Source organism: Pseudomonas faucium (assembly GCF_021602585.1).
Classification (GTDB): domain Bacteria; phylum Pseudomonadota; class Gammaproteobacteria; order Pseudomonadales; family Pseudomonadaceae; genus Aquipseudomonas; species Aquipseudomonas faucium.
In genome coordinates this window covers 128,110-143,283 of record NZ_BQIP01000009.1, presented here as the reverse complement: position 1 = coordinate 143,283, position 15,174 = coordinate 128,110, and the positions used below count along the sequence as shown (strand labels likewise).

The 15,174-nt window shown below is 64.2% G+C and carries 18 protein-coding genes and 1 tRNA gene; 10 read left to right on the top strand and 9 right to left on the bottom strand.

The genetic code is table 11. The features are described from left to right. Positions 1-38 precede the first annotated feature (38 nt). Positions 39-123: transfer RNA gene (locus tag L6D75_RS13090), tRNA-Leu, on the bottom strand. Positions 124-327: 204 nt separating this feature from the next. Here L6D75_RS13090 and L6D75_RS13085 point away from each other — a divergent pair. From L6D75_RS13085 to L6D75_RS13070, 4 genes are all read left to right on the top strand, one after another. After that, on the top strand, positions 328-615 hold the full coding sequence (locus L6D75_RS13085) for a hypothetical protein (protein WP_176515078.1): 288 nt from the start codon (positions 328-330) through the stop codon (positions 613-615). Between the two features lie 82 nt (positions 616-697). Beyond that, the gene (locus L6D75_RS13080) at positions 698-1,858 is read left to right on the top strand and encodes a two-component system sensor histidine kinase NtrB (RefSeq protein WP_176515076.1); all 1,161 of its coding nucleotides are present in this window, start codon (positions 698-700) and stop codon (positions 1,856-1,858) included. A 5-nt stretch (positions 1,859-1,863) separates the two neighbouring features. Beyond that, positions 1,864-3,309 carry an ATPase domain-containing protein gene (locus L6D75_RS13075; RefSeq protein WP_176515074.1) on the top strand — a complete coding sequence of 482 codons (1,446 nt, stop codon included), beginning with the start codon at positions 1,864-1,866 and terminating at the stop codon, positions 3,307-3,309. 11 nt (positions 3,310-3,320) lie between these two features. Continuing rightward, positions 3,321-3,674: a response regulator gene (locus L6D75_RS13070; RefSeq protein ID WP_176515072.1), complete on the top strand. Its 354-nt coding sequence runs from the start codon at positions 3,321-3,323 to the stop codon at positions 3,672-3,674. 73 nt (positions 3,675-3,747) lie between these two features. On the opposite strand, the gene csrA is transcribed toward L6D75_RS13070, so the two are convergent. The 8 genes from csrA to L6D75_RS13030 form a co-directional block, all read right to left on the bottom strand. Next, on the bottom strand, positions 3,748-3,945 hold the full coding sequence (gene csrA / locus L6D75_RS13065; RefSeq protein ID WP_008089330.1) for a carbon storage regulator CsrA: 198 nt from the start codon (positions 3,943-3,945) through the stop codon (positions 3,748-3,750). Positions 3,946-4,197: 252 nt separating this feature from the next. Then, entirely contained in the window at positions 4,198-5,220 is a 1,023-nt protein-coding gene (locus L6D75_RS13060; RefSeq protein ID WP_176515070.1) for a DNA topoisomerase IB, read from the bottom strand. Between the two features lie 57 nt (positions 5,221-5,277). Beyond that, positions 5,278-6,369, bottom strand: a complete 1,092-nt coding sequence (modC, locus tag L6D75_RS13055) for a molybdenum ABC transporter ATP-binding protein (protein ID WP_176515069.1) — start codon at positions 6,367-6,369, stop codon at positions 5,278-5,280. Position 6,370: 1 nt separating this feature from the next. Continuing rightward, complete coding sequence (gene modB, locus L6D75_RS13050; protein WP_176515068.1) at positions 6,371-7,051, bottom strand: molybdate ABC transporter permease subunit; 681 nt, start codon at positions 7,049-7,051, stop codon at positions 6,371-6,373. Continuing rightward, entirely contained in the window at positions 7,051-7,809 is a 759-nt protein-coding gene (modA, locus tag L6D75_RS13045; RefSeq protein ID WP_176515067.1) for a molybdate ABC transporter substrate-binding protein, read from the bottom strand. Before modA ends, modB begins: the two co-directional genes overlap by 1 nt. 114 nt (positions 7,810-7,923) lie before the next feature. Then, positions 7,924-9,000, bottom strand: a complete 1,077-nt coding sequence (locus L6D75_RS13040; RefSeq protein ID WP_176515066.1) for an NAD(P)H-dependent flavin oxidoreductase — start codon at positions 8,998-9,000, stop codon at positions 7,924-7,926. A 28-nt stretch (positions 9,001-9,028) separates the two neighbouring features. Further along, positions 9,029-9,199, bottom strand: a complete 171-nt coding sequence (locus L6D75_RS13035) for a hypothetical protein (protein ID WP_176515065.1) — start codon at positions 9,197-9,199, stop codon at positions 9,029-9,031. A gap of 7 nt (positions 9,200-9,206) precedes the next feature. Further along, positions 9,207-9,509 carry a DUF1883 domain-containing protein gene (locus tag L6D75_RS13030; protein WP_039602623.1) on the bottom strand — a complete coding sequence of 101 codons (303 nt, stop codon included), beginning with the start codon at positions 9,507-9,509 and terminating at the stop codon, positions 9,207-9,209. A gap of 161 nt (positions 9,510-9,670) precedes the next feature. Here L6D75_RS13030 and L6D75_RS13025 point away from each other — a divergent pair, with 161 nt between their 5' ends. The 6 genes from L6D75_RS13025 (at position 9,671) to ahpC (ending at position 15,063) form a co-directional block, all read left to right on the top strand. Then, positions 9,671-10,030, top strand: coding sequence for a hypothetical protein (locus L6D75_RS13025; protein WP_176515064.1), 360 nt, complete (start codon positions 9,671-9,673; stop codon positions 10,028-10,030). A gap of 134 nt (positions 10,031-10,164) precedes the next feature. Next, positions 10,165-10,815 (top strand): c-type cytochrome, encoded by a 651-nt coding sequence (locus tag L6D75_RS13020; RefSeq protein WP_176515063.1) that lies wholly within the window; start codon positions 10,165-10,167, stop codon positions 10,813-10,815. Further along, entirely contained in the window at positions 10,812-11,726 is a 915-nt protein-coding gene (locus L6D75_RS13015) for a c-type cytochrome (RefSeq protein ID WP_176515061.1), read from the top strand. The genes L6D75_RS13020 and L6D75_RS13015 overlap by 4 nt, the downstream gene beginning before the upstream one ends. A gap of 226 nt (positions 11,727-11,952) precedes the next feature. Beyond that, positions 11,953-12,792, top strand: coding sequence for a UTP--glucose-1-phosphate uridylyltransferase GalU (gene galU / locus L6D75_RS13010; RefSeq protein WP_176515059.1), 840 nt, complete (start codon positions 11,953-11,955; stop codon positions 12,790-12,792). A gap of 99 nt (positions 12,793-12,891) precedes the next feature. Further along, complete coding sequence (gene gorA, locus L6D75_RS13005) at positions 12,892-14,247, top strand: glutathione-disulfide reductase (protein ID WP_176515057.1); 1,356 nt, start codon at positions 12,892-12,894, stop codon at positions 14,245-14,247. 252 nt (positions 14,248-14,499) lie between these two features. Continuing rightward, complete coding sequence (gene ahpC / locus L6D75_RS13000) at positions 14,500-15,063, top strand: alkyl hydroperoxide reductase subunit C (protein WP_008090543.1); 564 nt, start codon at positions 14,500-14,502, stop codon at positions 15,061-15,063. The last annotated feature ends 111 nt before the right edge of the window (positions 15,064-15,174 follow it).

Here is a 15,174-nt window from a genome sequence, read left to right as displayed (position 1 = left end):
CACGAAAAAGGCGCCACCAGGGCGCCTTCATCAAAATATGGTGCGAGTGGCGGGACTCGAACCCGCAAGGCTCACGCCGACAGATTTTAAGTCTGCTGTGTATACCAATTCCACCACACTCGCACGCTTGAAAGGGTCGTGACGACCGGCGCGCTTCTAGGCAGAAGGGCCTGACAATCAAGCGCGCTTTATAACCCATTGTTATAGTTGAGTCAACTACAGCACCTATGATCAAAGGAGTGATGGCCTCGAACGGAAGGTTAATTGACACCTAGGTGTCATTAGGCCACTGTGGCGCCTTCCATTGGATCCAATGAGTGCGTAGCCATGTCTCGGGCTTCCCGTTCCACCGATTCCGGGCGCCTCGTTCGCCCCCGCTGGTACTGGCGTGTGCTGTTCGCCCACGTTCTGTTGCTGGGGGCGTTTCTCTATGTCAGCCTGGCCTCACTGGGCGGCTACCTGTTGATGATCGGGTTCGCCGACGAACACCCGCAACCCCAGCGCCTGATGGCCCTGGGCGGTGGCGGGGTGATCGTGCTGGTGTGCCTGTGGTTGCTGAAAGTGGCGCTGCCGCGGCGGGTCAGCCCGGTGCTGGTCGAGCGTGAGCCTGGCTGAACTGAAGTGCAGCGCGCTGACGGAGGCGGGCAACTTTGGCTAAGCTCACTATTTCCCCTCCTGCTGTGCCTGTGGAGTTTGCATGGTTTCAGCTGACTGCACCGACCACCCTGTGATGCCCGCTAACAGCTATGAGCGCTTGGTGCAGTCAGTGGTGGACTACGCCATCTATATGCTCGACACCTCCGGCCGTGTGGTCAGCTGGAACGCCGGCGCCGAGCGCATCAAGGGCTACCGCGCCGAGGAAGTCGTCGGCCGGCATTTTTCGTTGTTCTTCACCCCTCAGGATTGCCTCGATGGCCGCCCCGAACGGCTGCTCAAGCAGGCCCTGGAACAGGGCGTGGCGCAGGACGAGGGCTGGCGGGTACGCAAGGATGGCACGCAGTTCTGGGCGTTGGCCGCGCTGGACGTTATCCACGATGAGCAGGGGAGGGTCATAGGACTGGCCAAGGTCACCCGTGACATCACCGACCGGCGCGAGTCGGCCATGCAGCTCGATGCGGTGCGTGCCCAGCTGTTCCAGGCGCAGAAGCTCGAAGCGCTGGGCCAGCTGACGGGCGGTTTGGCCCACGACTTCAACAACCTGCTGACCATCATCATCAATTCCGCGCGCATGGCCCAGGAAAGCCGCGACCCGGCGCGCCAGCAGCGGCTGATGCAGCACGTGCTCGATGCCGGCCAGCGCGGCACCGAGCTGACCAAGCAGCTGCTGACCTTCGCCCGCCACCGCCAGCTCGAAGTCAGCCTGATCGCGCCGGCCGAGTTGCTCACCGCAACCCGTGGCCTGCTGGAGCACGCCTTGCCCCGCGAGATCACGCTCGAAGAGCGGCTGCAGCCCGATTTGCCGATGATCGATGTGGACGTCGGGCAATTGCAGATGGTCTTGCTCAACCTGATGTTCAATGCCCGCGATGCCATCGAAGGCCACGGCACGATTCGCATGGCGATCGAAGCCGTGGAGCTTGCGGGCGAAGTGGAAGGGCTGTGCGGAGGCTACGTCTGCTTCGAGGTGAGCGACACCGGCCCAGGCATCGACCCGCACGTACTGCCGCGGATCTTCGAGCCGTTCTTCACCACCAAACCCTTCGGCAAGGGCACCGGCCTGGGCCTCAGCCAGGCCTACGGCTTTGCCAAGCAAAGCAATGGCGCAATCACCGTGCGCAGCGAGATGGGCGAGGGTACTTGCATGCGCCTGTACCTGCCGACCTGCCGGCGTGATGCGCACAGTCAAACGCAAAGGTAGCCACCATGGCACAAGCACTCAAGCGGCTGGTGACGGGAATAGCGGGGCTCGATGCGCTGCTCAAGGGCGGCCTGGTCGCTGGCGCGTCCTACATCATTCAAGGGCCGCCAGGGGCGGGCAAGACCATTCTTGCCAACCAGCTGGCCTGCAGCCACGTGCGCCAGGGCGGGCGAGTGCTGGTGGCGACCTTGCTCAGTGAATCCCACGAGCGGCTGTTCCAGTACCTGGCGACCCTGGATTTCTTCGACCCGGCGATGGTCGGCGACCAGATCCAGTTCGTCAGCGCCTTCGACACCCTCGAGCAGGAGGGGCTGGATGCGGTGGTCAAGTTGCTGCGCCAGGAAATCAGCCGGCAGCAGGCCAGCTTGCTGATCGTCGACGGCGTGCTCAACGCCCGGGTGCGCGCGGAAACGTCGCTGGACACCAAGAAATTCGTCTCCGAGCTGCAGGGCCATGCGGCCTTCGCCGGTTGTACCGTGCTGTTGCTGACCAGCGCTCGGCTGGACGAAGGCAGCCCCGAGCACACCATGGTCGATGGGGTGATCGAGCTGGGCGAGCAGTTGCTCGGCAGCCGCGCCGTGCGCCACGTGCAACTGCGCAAGACGCGCGGCAGCGGGGCGTTGTCCGGCCGCCACGAATGCCTGATCGACGAGGCGGGAATGCACGTGTTCCCACGCCTGGAGGCCTTGTACAGCCACCCCAGCCAGCCGGGCAATGCCAGCTTGAGCCGGGTGACCACGGGCATCGAGACACTCGATGAGATGCTCGGCGGCGGCCTGGCCAAAGGCTCGGTCAGCTTGTTGATGGGGCCCTCGGGGATCGGCAAGACTTCATTGGGCCTGGCGTTTCTGGGAGCCTCCACTCCCGAAGCCCCGGGCCTGCATTTCGGCTTTTACGAAACCCCCGACCGCCTGCGGCTGAAGGCGGCGTCCCTGGGCTACGACTTCGCCGCCCTCGAGCGCCAAGGCGCCTTGCAGCTGTGCTGGCAGCCAACCACCGAAGGCTTGCTCGACCAGCTCGGTGCGCGCCTGCTGGCGCAGGTCGAAGCCGCAGGCAGCAAGCGCGTGGTGATCGACAGCCTCGGCGCCTTCAGCCGCCTGGCAGTCGACCCGGCACGGCTCAACGCGTTCTTCCGCGCCTTGACCGGCGAGCTGCGGGCGCGGGATGTCAGCGTCATGCTCACCTGGGAAATGCGCGACATCTTCGGCTCGGAAATCACCGCGCCCGCGCCGGACCTGTCGAGCATCGTCGACAACCTCATGCTGATGCGCTTCGTCGAGCTGGACTCGCAGCTGCGGCGCCTGTTGTCGATCCTCAAGGTGCGCGACAGCCACCACGACCCGGCGCTGCATGCGCTGCATTTCGGCCCGCAGGGTATCAGCCTGCGCAAGGCATTCGAGGGTGCCAGCGGGGTGCTCTCGGGTTCGCCGGTGCCGCAAGGGGGTGGGTGACGGGGCCGCAGATGAATACCATCCTGATCGTCGATGACGAATACCTGATTGCCGATATCCTGGGCTTCGCCCTGGAGGATGAAGGCTTTCTGGTGGAGAAGGCGAGCAATGGACGCAAAGCCCTGGAAGCGCTCAAGGAAAAGCGCGTGGAGCTGGTCATCACCGACTACATGATGCCCGTGCTCAACGGAGAAGAATTGGTGGTGGCGATTCGTGAGGAGCTGGTGCTGCCGGACCTGCCCGTGATCCTCATGAGCGGCGCCCAGGCCAGCCAAGGACGCCCGGAACTGTTCGCCGCGGTGTTCGACAAGCCCTTCGACATGGACAGGATGATCGCCAAGGTGCGCGAGTTGCTGGGCACCTGAGGCTCGGCCAGCGGGCCGGTCCTTGGTGCGTTGCGAGCAGGCGCGTCCGTGCGACTGTCAGGTAGCCGGCAGGTCAGTGCTGGTCGTCGTGCTTCTCCGGTGCCGGGTTGCCGGCCTGGATGCGCTTGAAGATTTCCTCACGGTGCACCTGGACATCTTTTGGTGCATCGATGCCAATCCTCACCTGCATCCCTTTGACGCCCAGAATGGTGACTTTGATGTCATCGTTGATGACGATGCTTTCGCCAACCTTACGGGTGAGTATCAGCATGTAGTTCTCCTTGGTGATATAGAAATCCGCCTGGCCAGTGCCGTGGCGGTGGGAGCCTGTCCCTCTTCCTTCTCATTAAAGACGCTTTCGGCGGATAGTAATTCCCCGAAATATAAAAACTGTCGTGTGTCTTTAGTCGCAGGTGCCGATTCAGTGCGCCACTGGTGTGTCGACGAAGGTGCTCGGTGGCAAGGATAGGGGGGTTCGAGGCGTATGGGAAATTTCTCTGCATCATTGGTCAGATAGCCCAGCTCAATCATCAGCCGATTCCTCCAGCGCCTGCAGAAACAACAGCAGCGCGACTTCTTCCGGATCCAGCCCTTTGCGCACTCGGCGGCCAGGCAAGTTAGGCAGCCGGCCCAGGGTGTAATGCTCCAGCACCGCCGGGTGGATGTAGCAGCGCCGGCATACCGCCGGCGTGTTGCCCAGGCGCGCGGCCACCTGCTTGACGATGCTGCTGACCTGGCGCTTGGCCTCGCTTTCCGGCTCCCAGGCCAGCGGCCTGAGCAGGCTCAACGCCAGGCTGCTGCCGGCCCAGGTGCGGTAGTCCTTGGCGGTGAAGTCGGCGCCGGTCAGCTGCTGCAAGAACTGGTTGATCTCGCTGGAGCCCACGCTGTGGCGCTGGCCGTCTTCGTCCAGGTACTGGAACAGCGCCTGCCCAGGCAGCTCCATGCAGCGTTTGAGCAGGTTCGCCAGGCGCCGGTCACGCAGGGTTACATCGTGTTCCACGCCGCGCTTGCCGCGGAACTGGAAACGGATGGTACTGCCCTCGACCTTGACGTGGCGGTTGCGCAGGGTGGTCAGCCCGTAGGACTTGTTGTCGCGCAGGTAGCGCTGGTTGCCGATGCGGATCAGCGTGTGGTCGAGCAGGCTGACCACCAGGGCCATGACCTTTTCCCGGTCCAGGCCTGGGCGGGCCAGGTGCAGTTCCAGCTGAGCACGAAGTTTGGGCAGTACCTGGGCGAAAGCCAGCATGCGCCCGTACTTGTGCTCGTCGCGCAGTTCGCGCCACTGGGTGTGGTAGCGGTACTGCTTGCGCCCGCGGGCATCGCGGCCGGTGGCCTGCAGATGGCCCTGCGGGTCGGCGCAGATCCACACATCGGTATAGGCCGGCGGGATCACCAGCGCCGCGATGCGCGCCAGGGTCTGGCTGTCGCGGATGCGCTGGCCTTGCGCGTCAAGGTAGATGAAGCGCCCACGCCAGAGCTTGCGGCTGAGGCCGGGCTGGCTGTCGTCAACATAGTGCAGGCTGGGCGGCAAGCTGCAGTCGAGCATCGTCGGCACACCTCGATCAGGTCACTGAGCAATGGACAACAGCCGCGCCGCCGATGCTCAGCCCAACAGTGCCACCGACTTGATCTGCGCATACAAGGCCTGCCCGGGGTGCAGGCCGAGCTGGTCGGCCGAGTAGCGGGTGATGCGCGCCAGCAAGGCGTTGCCACCGGCGTCCAGGCTCACCAGCACATGGGCGGGGTTGTCTGCCGGGCAGGCTTCGCGCACCCGCACCGGCAGCCGGTTGAGAATGCTCGAGGTGCCGTCGGCCATCAGCGCCAGGCTGACGTCGCGGGCCTGCACCTTGACCCGCAGCGTGCTGCCCATGCTGTGCGCCGGGTGGGCGATGCGCAGCAGCGGCCCGATGCTGCCGGGCAGGCGCAGGTCGAGCAGGTCGTAGTGCGGGTCGTGGCCGACCACCATGCCCTCGATCACCACGCCGGCGTCCTCGCCCTGGGCCAGCGACAGGTCGAGGCGGGCAAGGGTTTCGCCGATCGGCCCGCTGGCCATGGCCCGGCCTTGCTCGAGCAGCACCAGGTGGTCGGCCAGCCGCGCCACTTCGTCCTGGGCATGGCTGACGTACACCAGCGGGATGTCCAGCTCGTCGTGCAGGCGCTCAAGGTAAGGCAGGATCTCGCGTTTGCGTGGCCCGTCGAGGGCAGCCAGTGGCTCGTCCATCAGCAACAGGCGCGGGCTGCTGAGCAGCGCCCGGGCGATCCCCACGCGCTGCGCCTCGCCGCCGGACAAGGTGGCCGGCCTACGTTCGAGCAGGTGGCCGATGCCCAGCAGTTGGCAGGCCTGGTCGAGGCCGACCTTGCGCTCGCCGGCGGCGATGCGGCGCCAGCCGAACTCCAGGTTGCCGCGCACCGACAGGTGCGGGAACAGGCTGGCTTCCTGGAACACGTAGCCCACCGGGCGCAGGTGCGGCGCCTGGAAGTAGCCGCGGGCACTGTCTTCCCAGACCTCGCCATTGACTTCGATATAGGCCTTGGCCGCGCGCTCCAGCCCGGCCAGGCAGCGCAGCACCGAGGTCTTGCCCGAGCCTGAGTGGCCGAACAGTGCACTGATGCCGCGACCGGGCAGCTGCAGGTCGACATCCAGGGTGAAGTCGTCGCGCGCCAGTTGCAGGCGCGCCACTATCGATCCGCTCATTTCAGCTCCAGCCGGTCTTGCCGCGGCGCCCGGCATAGAGCAGGAGCAGCACCAGGAACGAGAACACCAGCATGGCACCGGCCAGCCAGTGGGCTTGTGAATACTCCATGGCCTCGACGTGATCGAAGATCTGCACCGAAACCACGCGGGTCTTGTCAGGGATATTGCCGCCGATCATCAGCACCACGCCGAACTCGCCCACGGTGTGGGCAAAGCCGAGGATGCTGGCGGTGACGAAACCGGGGCGGGCCAGCGGCAGCACCACATGGACGAAAGTGTCCCAGGGGCTGGCGCGCAGCGTCGCGGCCACTTCCAGTGGGCGCTGGCCGATGGCGGTGAAGGCATTTTGCAGCGGTTGCACCACGAACGGCATGGAATACACCGTCGAGCCGATCACCAGGCCGGCGAAGCTGAACACCACGCTACCCAGGCCCAGGGCCTGGGTGGCCTGGCCAATCCAGCCGTGCGGACCCAAGGCCAGCAGCAGGTAGAAGCCGATCACCGTCGGTGGCAGCACCAGCGGCAAGGCCACCACCGCGCCCACCGGCCCGCGTAGCCAGGAGCGCGTGCGCGCCAGCCACCAGGCGATGGGCGTGCCGACGACCAGCAGGATCAGGGTGGTCAGGCTGGCCAGTTTAAGGGTCAGCCAGATCGCGCCCAGGTCACTGGCGTCAAGTGGCATCAGAGTTCATAACCGTAGGACTTGATCACCGCAGCGGCTTTCGGGCCTTTGAGGTATTCGACCAGGGCCTTGGCCGCAGCGCTGTCCTTGCCTTTGTTGAGGATCACGGCGTCCTGGCGGATCGGGTCGTGCAGGTTGGCCGGCACGATCCAGGCCGAGCCGCTGGTGACCTTGCCGTCCTTGTAGATCTGCGACAGGGCGACGAAGCCCAGTTCGGCGTTGCCGGTGGAGACGAACTGGAAGGCCTGGGTAATGTTCTGGCCTTCGACGATCTTGCCCTTGGTGGCTTCGGTCAGCTTCAGCTTGTCCAGCACCTGGGTGGCGGCCAGGCCGTAAGGCGCGGCTTTCGGGTTGGCGATGGACAGGTGCTTGAATTCGTTCTTCTTCAGCACGTCACCCTTGGCGTCCACGTAGCCTTCCTTGGCCGACCACAGCGCCAGGGTGCCGATGGCGTAGGTGAAGCGCGAACCCGGGACGATTTCCTTTTCTTCTTCGAGCTTTTTCGGGGTGCTGTCGTCGGCGGCCAGGAACACCTCGAACGGCGCGCCGTTCTTGATCTGGGCGTAGAACTGCCCGGTGGCGCCGTAGGCGGCGACCAGCTTGTGGCCGGTGTCTTTCTCGAAGTCTTTGGCGATGGCCTGGATCGGCGCTGTGAAGTTCGCGGCGACCGCGACCTGCACCTCGTCGGCCCAGGCGCTGTTGAGGGAAATCAGGCTGGCGAGGGCGGTGACGGCCAGGTAAGGCAAGCGGATACGCATGAACAGCTCCTTGGGGTGGTTATCGTTATGGCGTGAACTATATAGCGATAGGCCATTTGTCGGGAAGGGGCTGAATCATGCGGATTTGCAGGTGGCAGTGGCCTTGCGCGCGCTTTACCGATTGAGCTGCGCCAGTGCGCGTTCGGCGATCTCTCGGGTCAGTTGCTCAGCCGGCATCGCCTTGCCCAGGCGCAACGCCTGGCCTGCCCACAGGTTGCTGAAATCGCTGTTGCCTTGCGGGTCGGTGATCGCCCGCAGCGGCATCAGCGCGCCACCGGCCAGTGGGAAGCGCGGCGCCAGCGCACTCATCGGCCCCAGCTCGCGCATGATGCGGTTGTTGATGCCGCGTGCCGGGCGCCCGGTGAACAGGTTGGTCAGCGCCGTGTCGCTGGCGGGCGCGCTGTCCAGCGCGCGGCGATGGGCCGCAGAAACCTTGGCTTCCGGGCAGAACAGGTAAGCAGTGCCGAGCTGCACGGCGCTGGCACCCAGGGCCAGCGCCGCGACCAGGCCGCGATGGTCGCCGATGCCGCCTGCGGCGATCACCGGCAGGCGCACCGCGTCGGCAATCTGCGGCACCAGGGCGAAGGTGCCGATCTGGCTGGTGATGTCGTCGCTGAGGAACATGCCGCGATGGCCGCCGGCTTCATAACCCATGGCAATGATCGCATCACAGCCGTGGGCCTCGAGCCAGACGGCCTCTTGCACGGTGGTGGCGCTGGACAGCACCTTGGCACCTGTCGCCTTGACCCGCTGCAGCAGCGCCGGCGCCGGCAGGCCGAAGTGAAAACTCACCACTTCCGGGCGCAGTTGCTCGACCAGTTGGCAGCTCTGTTCATCGAAGGGGGCGCGGTTGGAGACCGGGGTGGGCGCCTCGAAATCGGCGCCGACTTCCTCGTAGTAGGGCTTGAGCGCCTGCTTCCACTGCGCGGCGCGCTCGGCATCTGGCGCCGGGGGCTGGTGGCAGAAGAAGTTGAGGTTCAGCGGCCGCCCCGGGCAGGCGGCGCGAAAGGCGGCAATTTCGCCGCGCACCTGCTCGCCGCTGAGCATGGCGCAGGGCAGGGCACCGAGCCCGCCGGCGTTGGCCACGGCAATCGCCATGGCCGAGCCGCCGGCTCCGGCCATGGGCGCCTGGAGCATGGGCAACTCGATGCCCAGAAGATCGAGAATACGATGGTCGGGCCAGTTGCTCATGCGGGTCTCCTTGCGCGCAGTGTGTGGGTTACAGGGCCTTGCTGACCTGGATGTCGGTGATCTTCTCGGCGTCGTCGCCGTGGATCTTGCGCAGGGCATCGAGCGCCTGCTCGTGCGAGGCGTCGGGCATCACGGCGAAATCCCAGCGGCGCTCGCCGTCGAGCTTGTATTTGATGACGTACTTGATGTTCTGGGTCATGGCAGTCTTATCTGAGTTTCGACGACGAGCGACGGATGATCTTGATCTTGTGGGTCAAGGTTGGCTTGCGCGTTACCGAGATCGGGCGGGTGGTCACGGTGTCGATGGTGATGTTCCAGAAGCCGGTGCTGGGCACGGTGATCTTGGCCGGGAAACGCTCGAAGTGGCCACCGTGGTAGGTGTGCCGGCCGCCATTCTTGAAGCTGCGGAAGTTGGCGTCGTTCATCAGGCGGATGTTGCAGCGCTGGGAACACTCGATGACGACGATGTCGTCCTCGTTCAAGTGCTCGCGCTGGTGTACGAATTTCATGGGGTGCTCCGCAAAGTCTGGTTCTGCAAAGGCGAACGATACCACGATGTCGCCACAGGCTGGCGCACCGGCTGAAACGGGCGCGGATAAATCTGCCAAAGCGGGGAGCAAAAACGCCTGGGCGTTGTCATAGCGAATTCTTGACAGCAGAGGTGTGACAAATGAAGTGGATGGTAGCGGCGTTGGCCTTGACGTTGGGAGGGTGTGTCAGTGTTTCGGAGCTGGAGCAATCCCACGAAACCCTCGATGTGATGTCTGGCAAGACGCCGCGTGAATATGCCGACTGCGTCAAGCAGCACCTGGCAGACAGCCGCGACCCCTTGGTCGAAGAAAAGCGTGATGACGGCTTGCGCCTGATCGTGCCGCAGAAGCTTTCGGCCGGCACCGGGCCGGCGGCGCTGGTGGATATCGAAAAACGCGGCAGCGGCAGCAGCATCAAGCTGCACGAGCGGCTGAACAACTTCCCGCTGCGCCTGGGTGACGTGCGCACGGCTGCGACAAAATGCATTTCAGGCAATTGACCTGGCGCAAGTAATGCGCGCTTAGCAAGGCCTTGGCCTGAGGGAGCGCTGTTGCACATTCGCTTACGGGGCTAGTATCCATTTGCTTATGTTTTTTAAGCTTAAGCTTATAACAAAAGAAATGGAGTTTCGTGATGACCCCTATGAGTCGCGTCGTGATCGGCAGCCTGCTGATCCTGGCCTGGCCTGCGGCGCATGCCGCCGATGGCCAGAAGATCTTCACCCAGGGCGGGGCCAACCCCGCCGCCATGGCTTGCTCAAGCTGCCACGGCCCGGACGGCAAAGGCATCGCCGCTGCCGGCTTCCCCCGCCTGGCCGGCCTGCCCGCAGGCTACCTCAGCAAGCAATTGCATGACTGGCGCAACGGCACGCGCAAGCAGCCGGTGATGGAGCCGCTGGCCAAGGCCCTGACCGACGATGAAATCACTGCCGTCAGCAGCTACCTCGCCAGCCTGCCCAGCGACCCCGCGCCGGACCGGCGCCGCCAGCAGATAGCCGACAACCCCACAGCACGCCTGGCCCTCTACGGCGACTGGAGCCGGCAGATACCCGGTTGCGTGCAATGCCACGGCCCAGGCGGCAGCGGCGTCGGCGAGCACTTTCCGCCCCTGGCCGGGCAACCTGCGCCTTACCTGATGGCGCAGCTCAACGGCTGGCGCGATGGCAGCCGCAGCAACGACCCCAACCAGCTCATGGTCGGCGTGGCCAAGGCCATGACCGATGCCGAGGTCAAGGCGATCGCCGAGTACTTTGCCAACCCCGTCAGCCCGGAGGCCAAGCCATGAGAGCACTGATGCCCACCCTGTTGCTCGCCGCCATGGGCCATGCCGTGGCCGCGCCCATCGCCATGGAAGACCAGTCCCAGCTGCAGGTGCCCGGTGCCGAGGCTTCGGCGCAGTTCGCGCCGCCGGCCGAGAGCGAGCTGCCGGACAACGCCTTCGGCAAGATGGTGCGCGAGGGCCATGCGCTGTTCGTCGACACCCGCCGGCTGATGCCCGAGGCGGTCGGCAACGGCCTCAATTGCAGCAACTGCCACCTCGATCAGGGCCGCCTGGCCCATTCCGCGCCGATGTGGGGTGCGTACCCGATGTACCCGGCGTATCGCAAGAAAAACGACAAGGTCAACACCTACGCCGAGCGCATCCAGGGCTGCTTCCAGTTCAGCATGAACGGCAAGCCGCCGGCTGCCGACAGCCCGCAGATGACGGCGTTGTCGGTGTATGCCTACTGGCTGTCGACCAAGGCGCCCACCGGCGTGGAAATCGCCGGGCGCGGCTACCCCGATGTGCCGCAGCCCAAGGGTGGCTACGACTTCAAGCGCGGCGAGGCGGTCTACCAGGCGCAATGCGCGATCTGCCACGGCGACAATGGCGAAGGCCAGAAAGTGGCCGGCGACTATGTGATGCCACCGCTGTGGGGCAAGGATTCCTACAACTGGGGTGCCGGGATGCACCGGATCAACACGGCGGCGTCGTTCATCAAGTACAACATGCCCCTGGGCAAGCCCGGCAGCCTGAGCGACCAGCAGGCCTGGGACGTAGCCGCCTGGGTCAACCGCCATGAGCGGCCGCAGGACCCGCGCCTGATGGAAGGCTCGATCGAAAAGACCCGGCTGAAGTTCCACGCCAACGACGGGGTCAACCTCTACGGCCAGCAGGTCGATGGCGTGCTGATCGGGCGCGGCAGCGGTAGTTGAGCGGCCGCGCCAGCCGCCTGGATTGTGGCGCAGCCCCTTGCAAGGCGGGGGTTGCGCCTGCCGGTCGTCATCGCCAAAGGCAATATTCACGATCCGCCGGAACTATCTACACTGGGTTATCTCTATGTTGGCACCAGTCAGCCACGGGCGGGGGCATTGTAAGGTGACTGCCGCCTGATTAGACTGCGCCGAATTCCACAGGCCCAGCCTTTGTTTAAGGACGTTTATGATCAAGAAATGCTTGTTCCCGGCAGCCGGTTACGGCACCCGCTTCCTGCCTGCTACCAAAGCCATGCCCAAGGAAATGCTGCCGGTGGTCAACAAGCCACTGATCCAGTATGGCGTTGAAGAGGCGCTGGACGCCGGCCTGAACGAGATCTCCATCGTCACTGGCCGCGGCAAGCGCGCCCTGGAAGACCACTTCGACATCAGCTACGAGCTGGAAAACCAGATCAAGGGCACCGACAAGGAAAAATACCTGGTCGGTATCCGTCGCCTGCTCAACGAGTGCTCGTTCTCCTACACCCGCCAGACCGAAATGAAAGGCCTGGGCCACGCCATCCTGACCGGCCGCCCGCTGATCGGCGACGAACCGTTCGCCGTGGTGCTGGCTGACGACCTGTGCGTGAACCCGGAAGGCGACGGCGTACTGACCCAGATGGTCAAGCTGTACAACCAGTTCCGCTGCTCGATCATCGCCATCCAGGAGGTCGACCCGCAGGAAACCAACAAGTACGGCGTCATCGCCGGCGACATGATCCGCGAAGACATCTTCCGCGTGACCAACATGGTCGAGAAGCCAGCCCCTGAAGACGCCCCGTCGAACCTGGCGATCATCGGCCGCTACATCCTGACCCCGGATATCTTCGACATCATCAAGAACACCCCGCCGGGCAAAGGCGGCGAGATCCAGATCACCGACGCGCTGATGCAGCAGGCGCAGAACGGCTGCGTGATCGCCTACAAGTTCAAGGGCCAGCGTTTCGACTGCGGCGGTGCCGAGGGCTACATCGACGCCACCAACTTCTGCTTCGAGAACTACTACAAGACCGGCAAGGCATACTGATTCGCCACGCCTGGTCGATAAAGCCACCCTTCGGGGTGGCTTTTTTGTTTGCGGCTGCCAACGGCGGTATGCTGGGCGCCAGCCAAGGAGACTGAATACATGGCCTACGATTTTGATCTGTTCGTGATTGGTGCCGGTTCCGGCGGTGTACGTGCGGCGCGTTTCGCCGCGGGCTTCGGTGCCAAGGTGGCAGTGGCTGAAAGCCGCTACCTGGGCGGTACCTGCGTCAACGTCGGCTGCGTGCCGAAAAAGCTGCTGGTCTATGGCGCCCACGTCGCCGATGAGCTGGAGCAGGCCGCAGGCTTCGGCTGGACCCTGGAAGAAGGGCATTTCGACTGGGGCACGCTGATTGCCAACAAGAACCGCGAGATCGAGCGCCTCAATGGCATCTATCGCAACCTGCTGGTCAACAGCGGCGTGACCCTGCTGCAAGGTCACGCGCGTATCACCGGGCCCAACGAAGTGGAAGTGGATGGCCAGCGCTACAGCGCCGGGCACATCCTCATCGCCACCGGCGGCTGGCCGCAGGTGCCGGACATCCCGGGCAAGGAGCTGGCCATCACCTCCAACGAGGCCTTCTACCTCAAGGCGCTGCCGCGCCGCGTACTGGTGGTGGGCGGCGGTTACATCGCGGTGGAGTTCGCCGGCATCTTCCAGGGCCTGGGCGCGGCGACCACCTTGCTCTATCGCGGTGACCTGTTCCTGCGTGGTTTCGACGGCTCGGTGCGTACCCACCTGAAGGAAGAGCTGGAAAAGCGCGGCCTGGACCTGCAGTTCAACGCCGACATCCAGCGTATCGACAAGCTCGAGGACGGCAGCCTCAAGGCCACCCTCAAGGATGGCCGCGAGTTGCTGGCCGACTGTGTGTTCTATGCCACCGGCCGGCGCCCGATGCTCGACAACCTGGGCCTGGAAAACACCGGGGTGGAGCTGGATGAGCGCGGTTTCATCCGTGTGGATGAGCAGTACCAGACCACCGCCCCGTCGATCCTGGCCATCGGCGATGTGATCGGCCGCGTGCAGCTCACCCCGGTGGCCCTGGCCGAAGGCATGGCCGTGGCACGCCGGTTGTTCAAGCCCGAGCAGTACCGCCCGGTGGACTACCAGAACATCCCGACCGCGGTGTTCAGCCAGCCGCCGATCGGCACCGTGGGCTTGACCGAAGAGCAGGCGCTGCAGGCCGGGCACAAGGTGCAGGTCTTCGAGAGCCGTTTCCGCGCCATGAAACTGACCCTCACCGACATCCAGGAAAAGACCCTGATGAAGCTGGTGGTGGATGCCGAGACCGACAAGGTCCTGGGCTGCCACATGGTCGGGCCGGATGCCGGCGAGATCATCCAGGGCCTGGGCATTGCCCTGAAGGCCGGCGCGACCAAGCAGCAATTCGACGAAACCATTGGCGTGCATCCAACGGCCGCCGAAGAGTTCGTCACCATGCGCACCGTCACTCGCTAAGCCCCACTGGCCCCATCACAGCTACAGCGCAGTTCTCAAAGCCTGCGCTGTGCCTGTGGGCGCTGGCTTGCCAGCGATGGGGCCTGCAGCTTGGCCCGCAATCCTTTGCTCAGCGCAATCCCTTCTATTAATAAACCTCGCTTATAGCCAAAACCAATCGCAAGCATGAGCTTTACCAATGAGCCTTTATCGGGACCAGCGGTTAGGATTCTCTCCGTCAACTGATTTCAACCCCATGAAGGAGCGTCTCTCATGCCTATCATCAACAGCCAGGTCAAACCGTTCAACGCCACCGCCTTCCACAATGGCGAATTCGTTCAGGTAAGCGAAGCCGACCTGAAGGGCAAGTGGTCCGTCGTGTTCTTCTACCCGGCCGACTTCACCTTCGTCTGCCCGACCGAACTGGGTGACCTCGCCGACAACTACGCCGAATTCCAGAAGCTGGGCGTGGAAATCTACGGTGTGTCCACCGACACCCACTTCACCCACAAAGCCTGGCACGACACCTCGGACACCATCGGCAAGATCAAGTACCCGCTGATCGGTGACCCGACCCACGTCATCTCGCGCAACTTCGACGTGCTGATCGAAGAAGCCGGCCTGGCCGATCGCGGTACCTTCGTGATCAACCCGGAAGGCCAGATCAAGATCGTCGAAATCAACGACGGCGGTGTAGGCCGTGACGCCAGCGAGCTGCTGCGCAAGGTCAAGGCTGCCCAGTACGTGGCCGCCCACCCAGGCGAAGTGTGCCCAGCCAAGTGGAAAGAAGGCGAAGCCACCCTGGCGCCATCGCTGGACCTGGTCGGCAAGATCTAAGACCGTGAGCCAGTCGCGGGCGGTGAGCAGCCGCCAAAGCTGAAGCTTTCATCGCCCCGTCAAACGCCCGGGCGCTAGTGCCTGGGCGTTTTTGTTTGTGAAGATTGAAAA

What these genes read in the sequence shown, in the direction of transcription:
- L6D75_RS13015 (WP_176515061.1), top strand. Translation starts at nt 10,812, where the DNA reads ATGAGAGCACTGATGCCCACCCTGTTGCTCGCCGCCATGGGCCATGCC.
- gorA (WP_176515057.1), top strand. Translation starts at nt 12,892, where the DNA reads ATGGCCTACGATTTTGATCTGTTCGTGATTGGTGCCGGTTCCGGCGGT.
- modA (WP_176515067.1), bottom strand. Translation starts at nt 7,809, where the DNA reads ATGCGTATCCGCTTGCCTTACCTGGCCGTCACCGCCCTCGCCAGCCTG.
- L6D75_RS13080 (WP_176515076.1), top strand. Translation starts at nt 698, where the DNA reads ATGGTTTCAGCTGACTGCACCGACCACCCTGTGATGCCCGCTAACAGC.
- L6D75_RS13025 (WP_176515064.1), top strand. Translation starts at nt 9,671, where the DNA reads ATGAAGTGGATGGTAGCGGCGTTGGCCTTGACGTTGGGAGGGTGTGTC.
- galU (WP_176515059.1), top strand. Translation starts at nt 11,953, where the DNA reads ATGATCAAGAAATGCTTGTTCCCGGCAGCCGGTTACGGCACCCGCTTC.
- L6D75_RS13070 (WP_176515072.1), top strand. Translation starts at nt 3,321, where the DNA reads ATGAATACCATCCTGATCGTCGATGACGAATACCTGATTGCCGATATC.
- L6D75_RS13030 (WP_039602623.1), bottom strand. Translation starts at nt 9,509, where the DNA reads ATGAAATTCGTACACCAGCGCGAGCACTTGAACGAGGACGACATCGTC.
- L6D75_RS13020 (WP_176515063.1), top strand. Translation starts at nt 10,165, where the DNA reads ATGACCCCTATGAGTCGCGTCGTGATCGGCAGCCTGCTGATCCTGGCC.
- ahpC (WP_008090543.1), top strand. Translation starts at nt 14,500, where the DNA reads ATGCCTATCATCAACAGCCAGGTCAAACCGTTCAACGCCACCGCCTTC.
- L6D75_RS13060 (WP_176515070.1), bottom strand. Translation starts at nt 5,220, where the DNA reads ATGCTCGACTGCAGCTTGCCGCCCAGCCTGCACTATGTTGACGACAGC.
- modC (WP_176515069.1), bottom strand. Translation starts at nt 6,369, where the DNA reads ATGAGCGGATCGATAGTGGCGCGCCTGCAACTGGCGCGCGACGACTTC.
- modB (WP_176515068.1), bottom strand. Translation starts at nt 7,051, where the DNA reads ATGCCACTTGACGCCAGTGACCTGGGCGCGATCTGGCTGACCCTTAAA.
- L6D75_RS13035 (WP_176515065.1), bottom strand. Translation starts at nt 9,199, where the DNA reads ATGACCCAGAACATCAAGTACGTCATCAAATACAAGCTCGACGGCGAG.
- csrA (WP_008089330.1), bottom strand. Translation starts at nt 3,945, where the DNA reads ATGCTGATACTCACCCGTAAGGTTGGCGAAAGCATCGTCATCAACGAT.
- L6D75_RS13040 (WP_176515066.1), bottom strand. Translation starts at nt 9,000, where the DNA reads ATGAGCAACTGGCCCGACCATCGTATTCTCGATCTTCTGGGCATCGAG.
- L6D75_RS13085 (WP_176515078.1), top strand. Translation starts at nt 328, where the DNA reads ATGTCTCGGGCTTCCCGTTCCACCGATTCCGGGCGCCTCGTTCGCCCC.
- L6D75_RS13075 (WP_176515074.1), top strand. Translation starts at nt 1,864, where the DNA reads ATGGCACAAGCACTCAAGCGGCTGGTGACGGGAATAGCGGGGCTCGAT.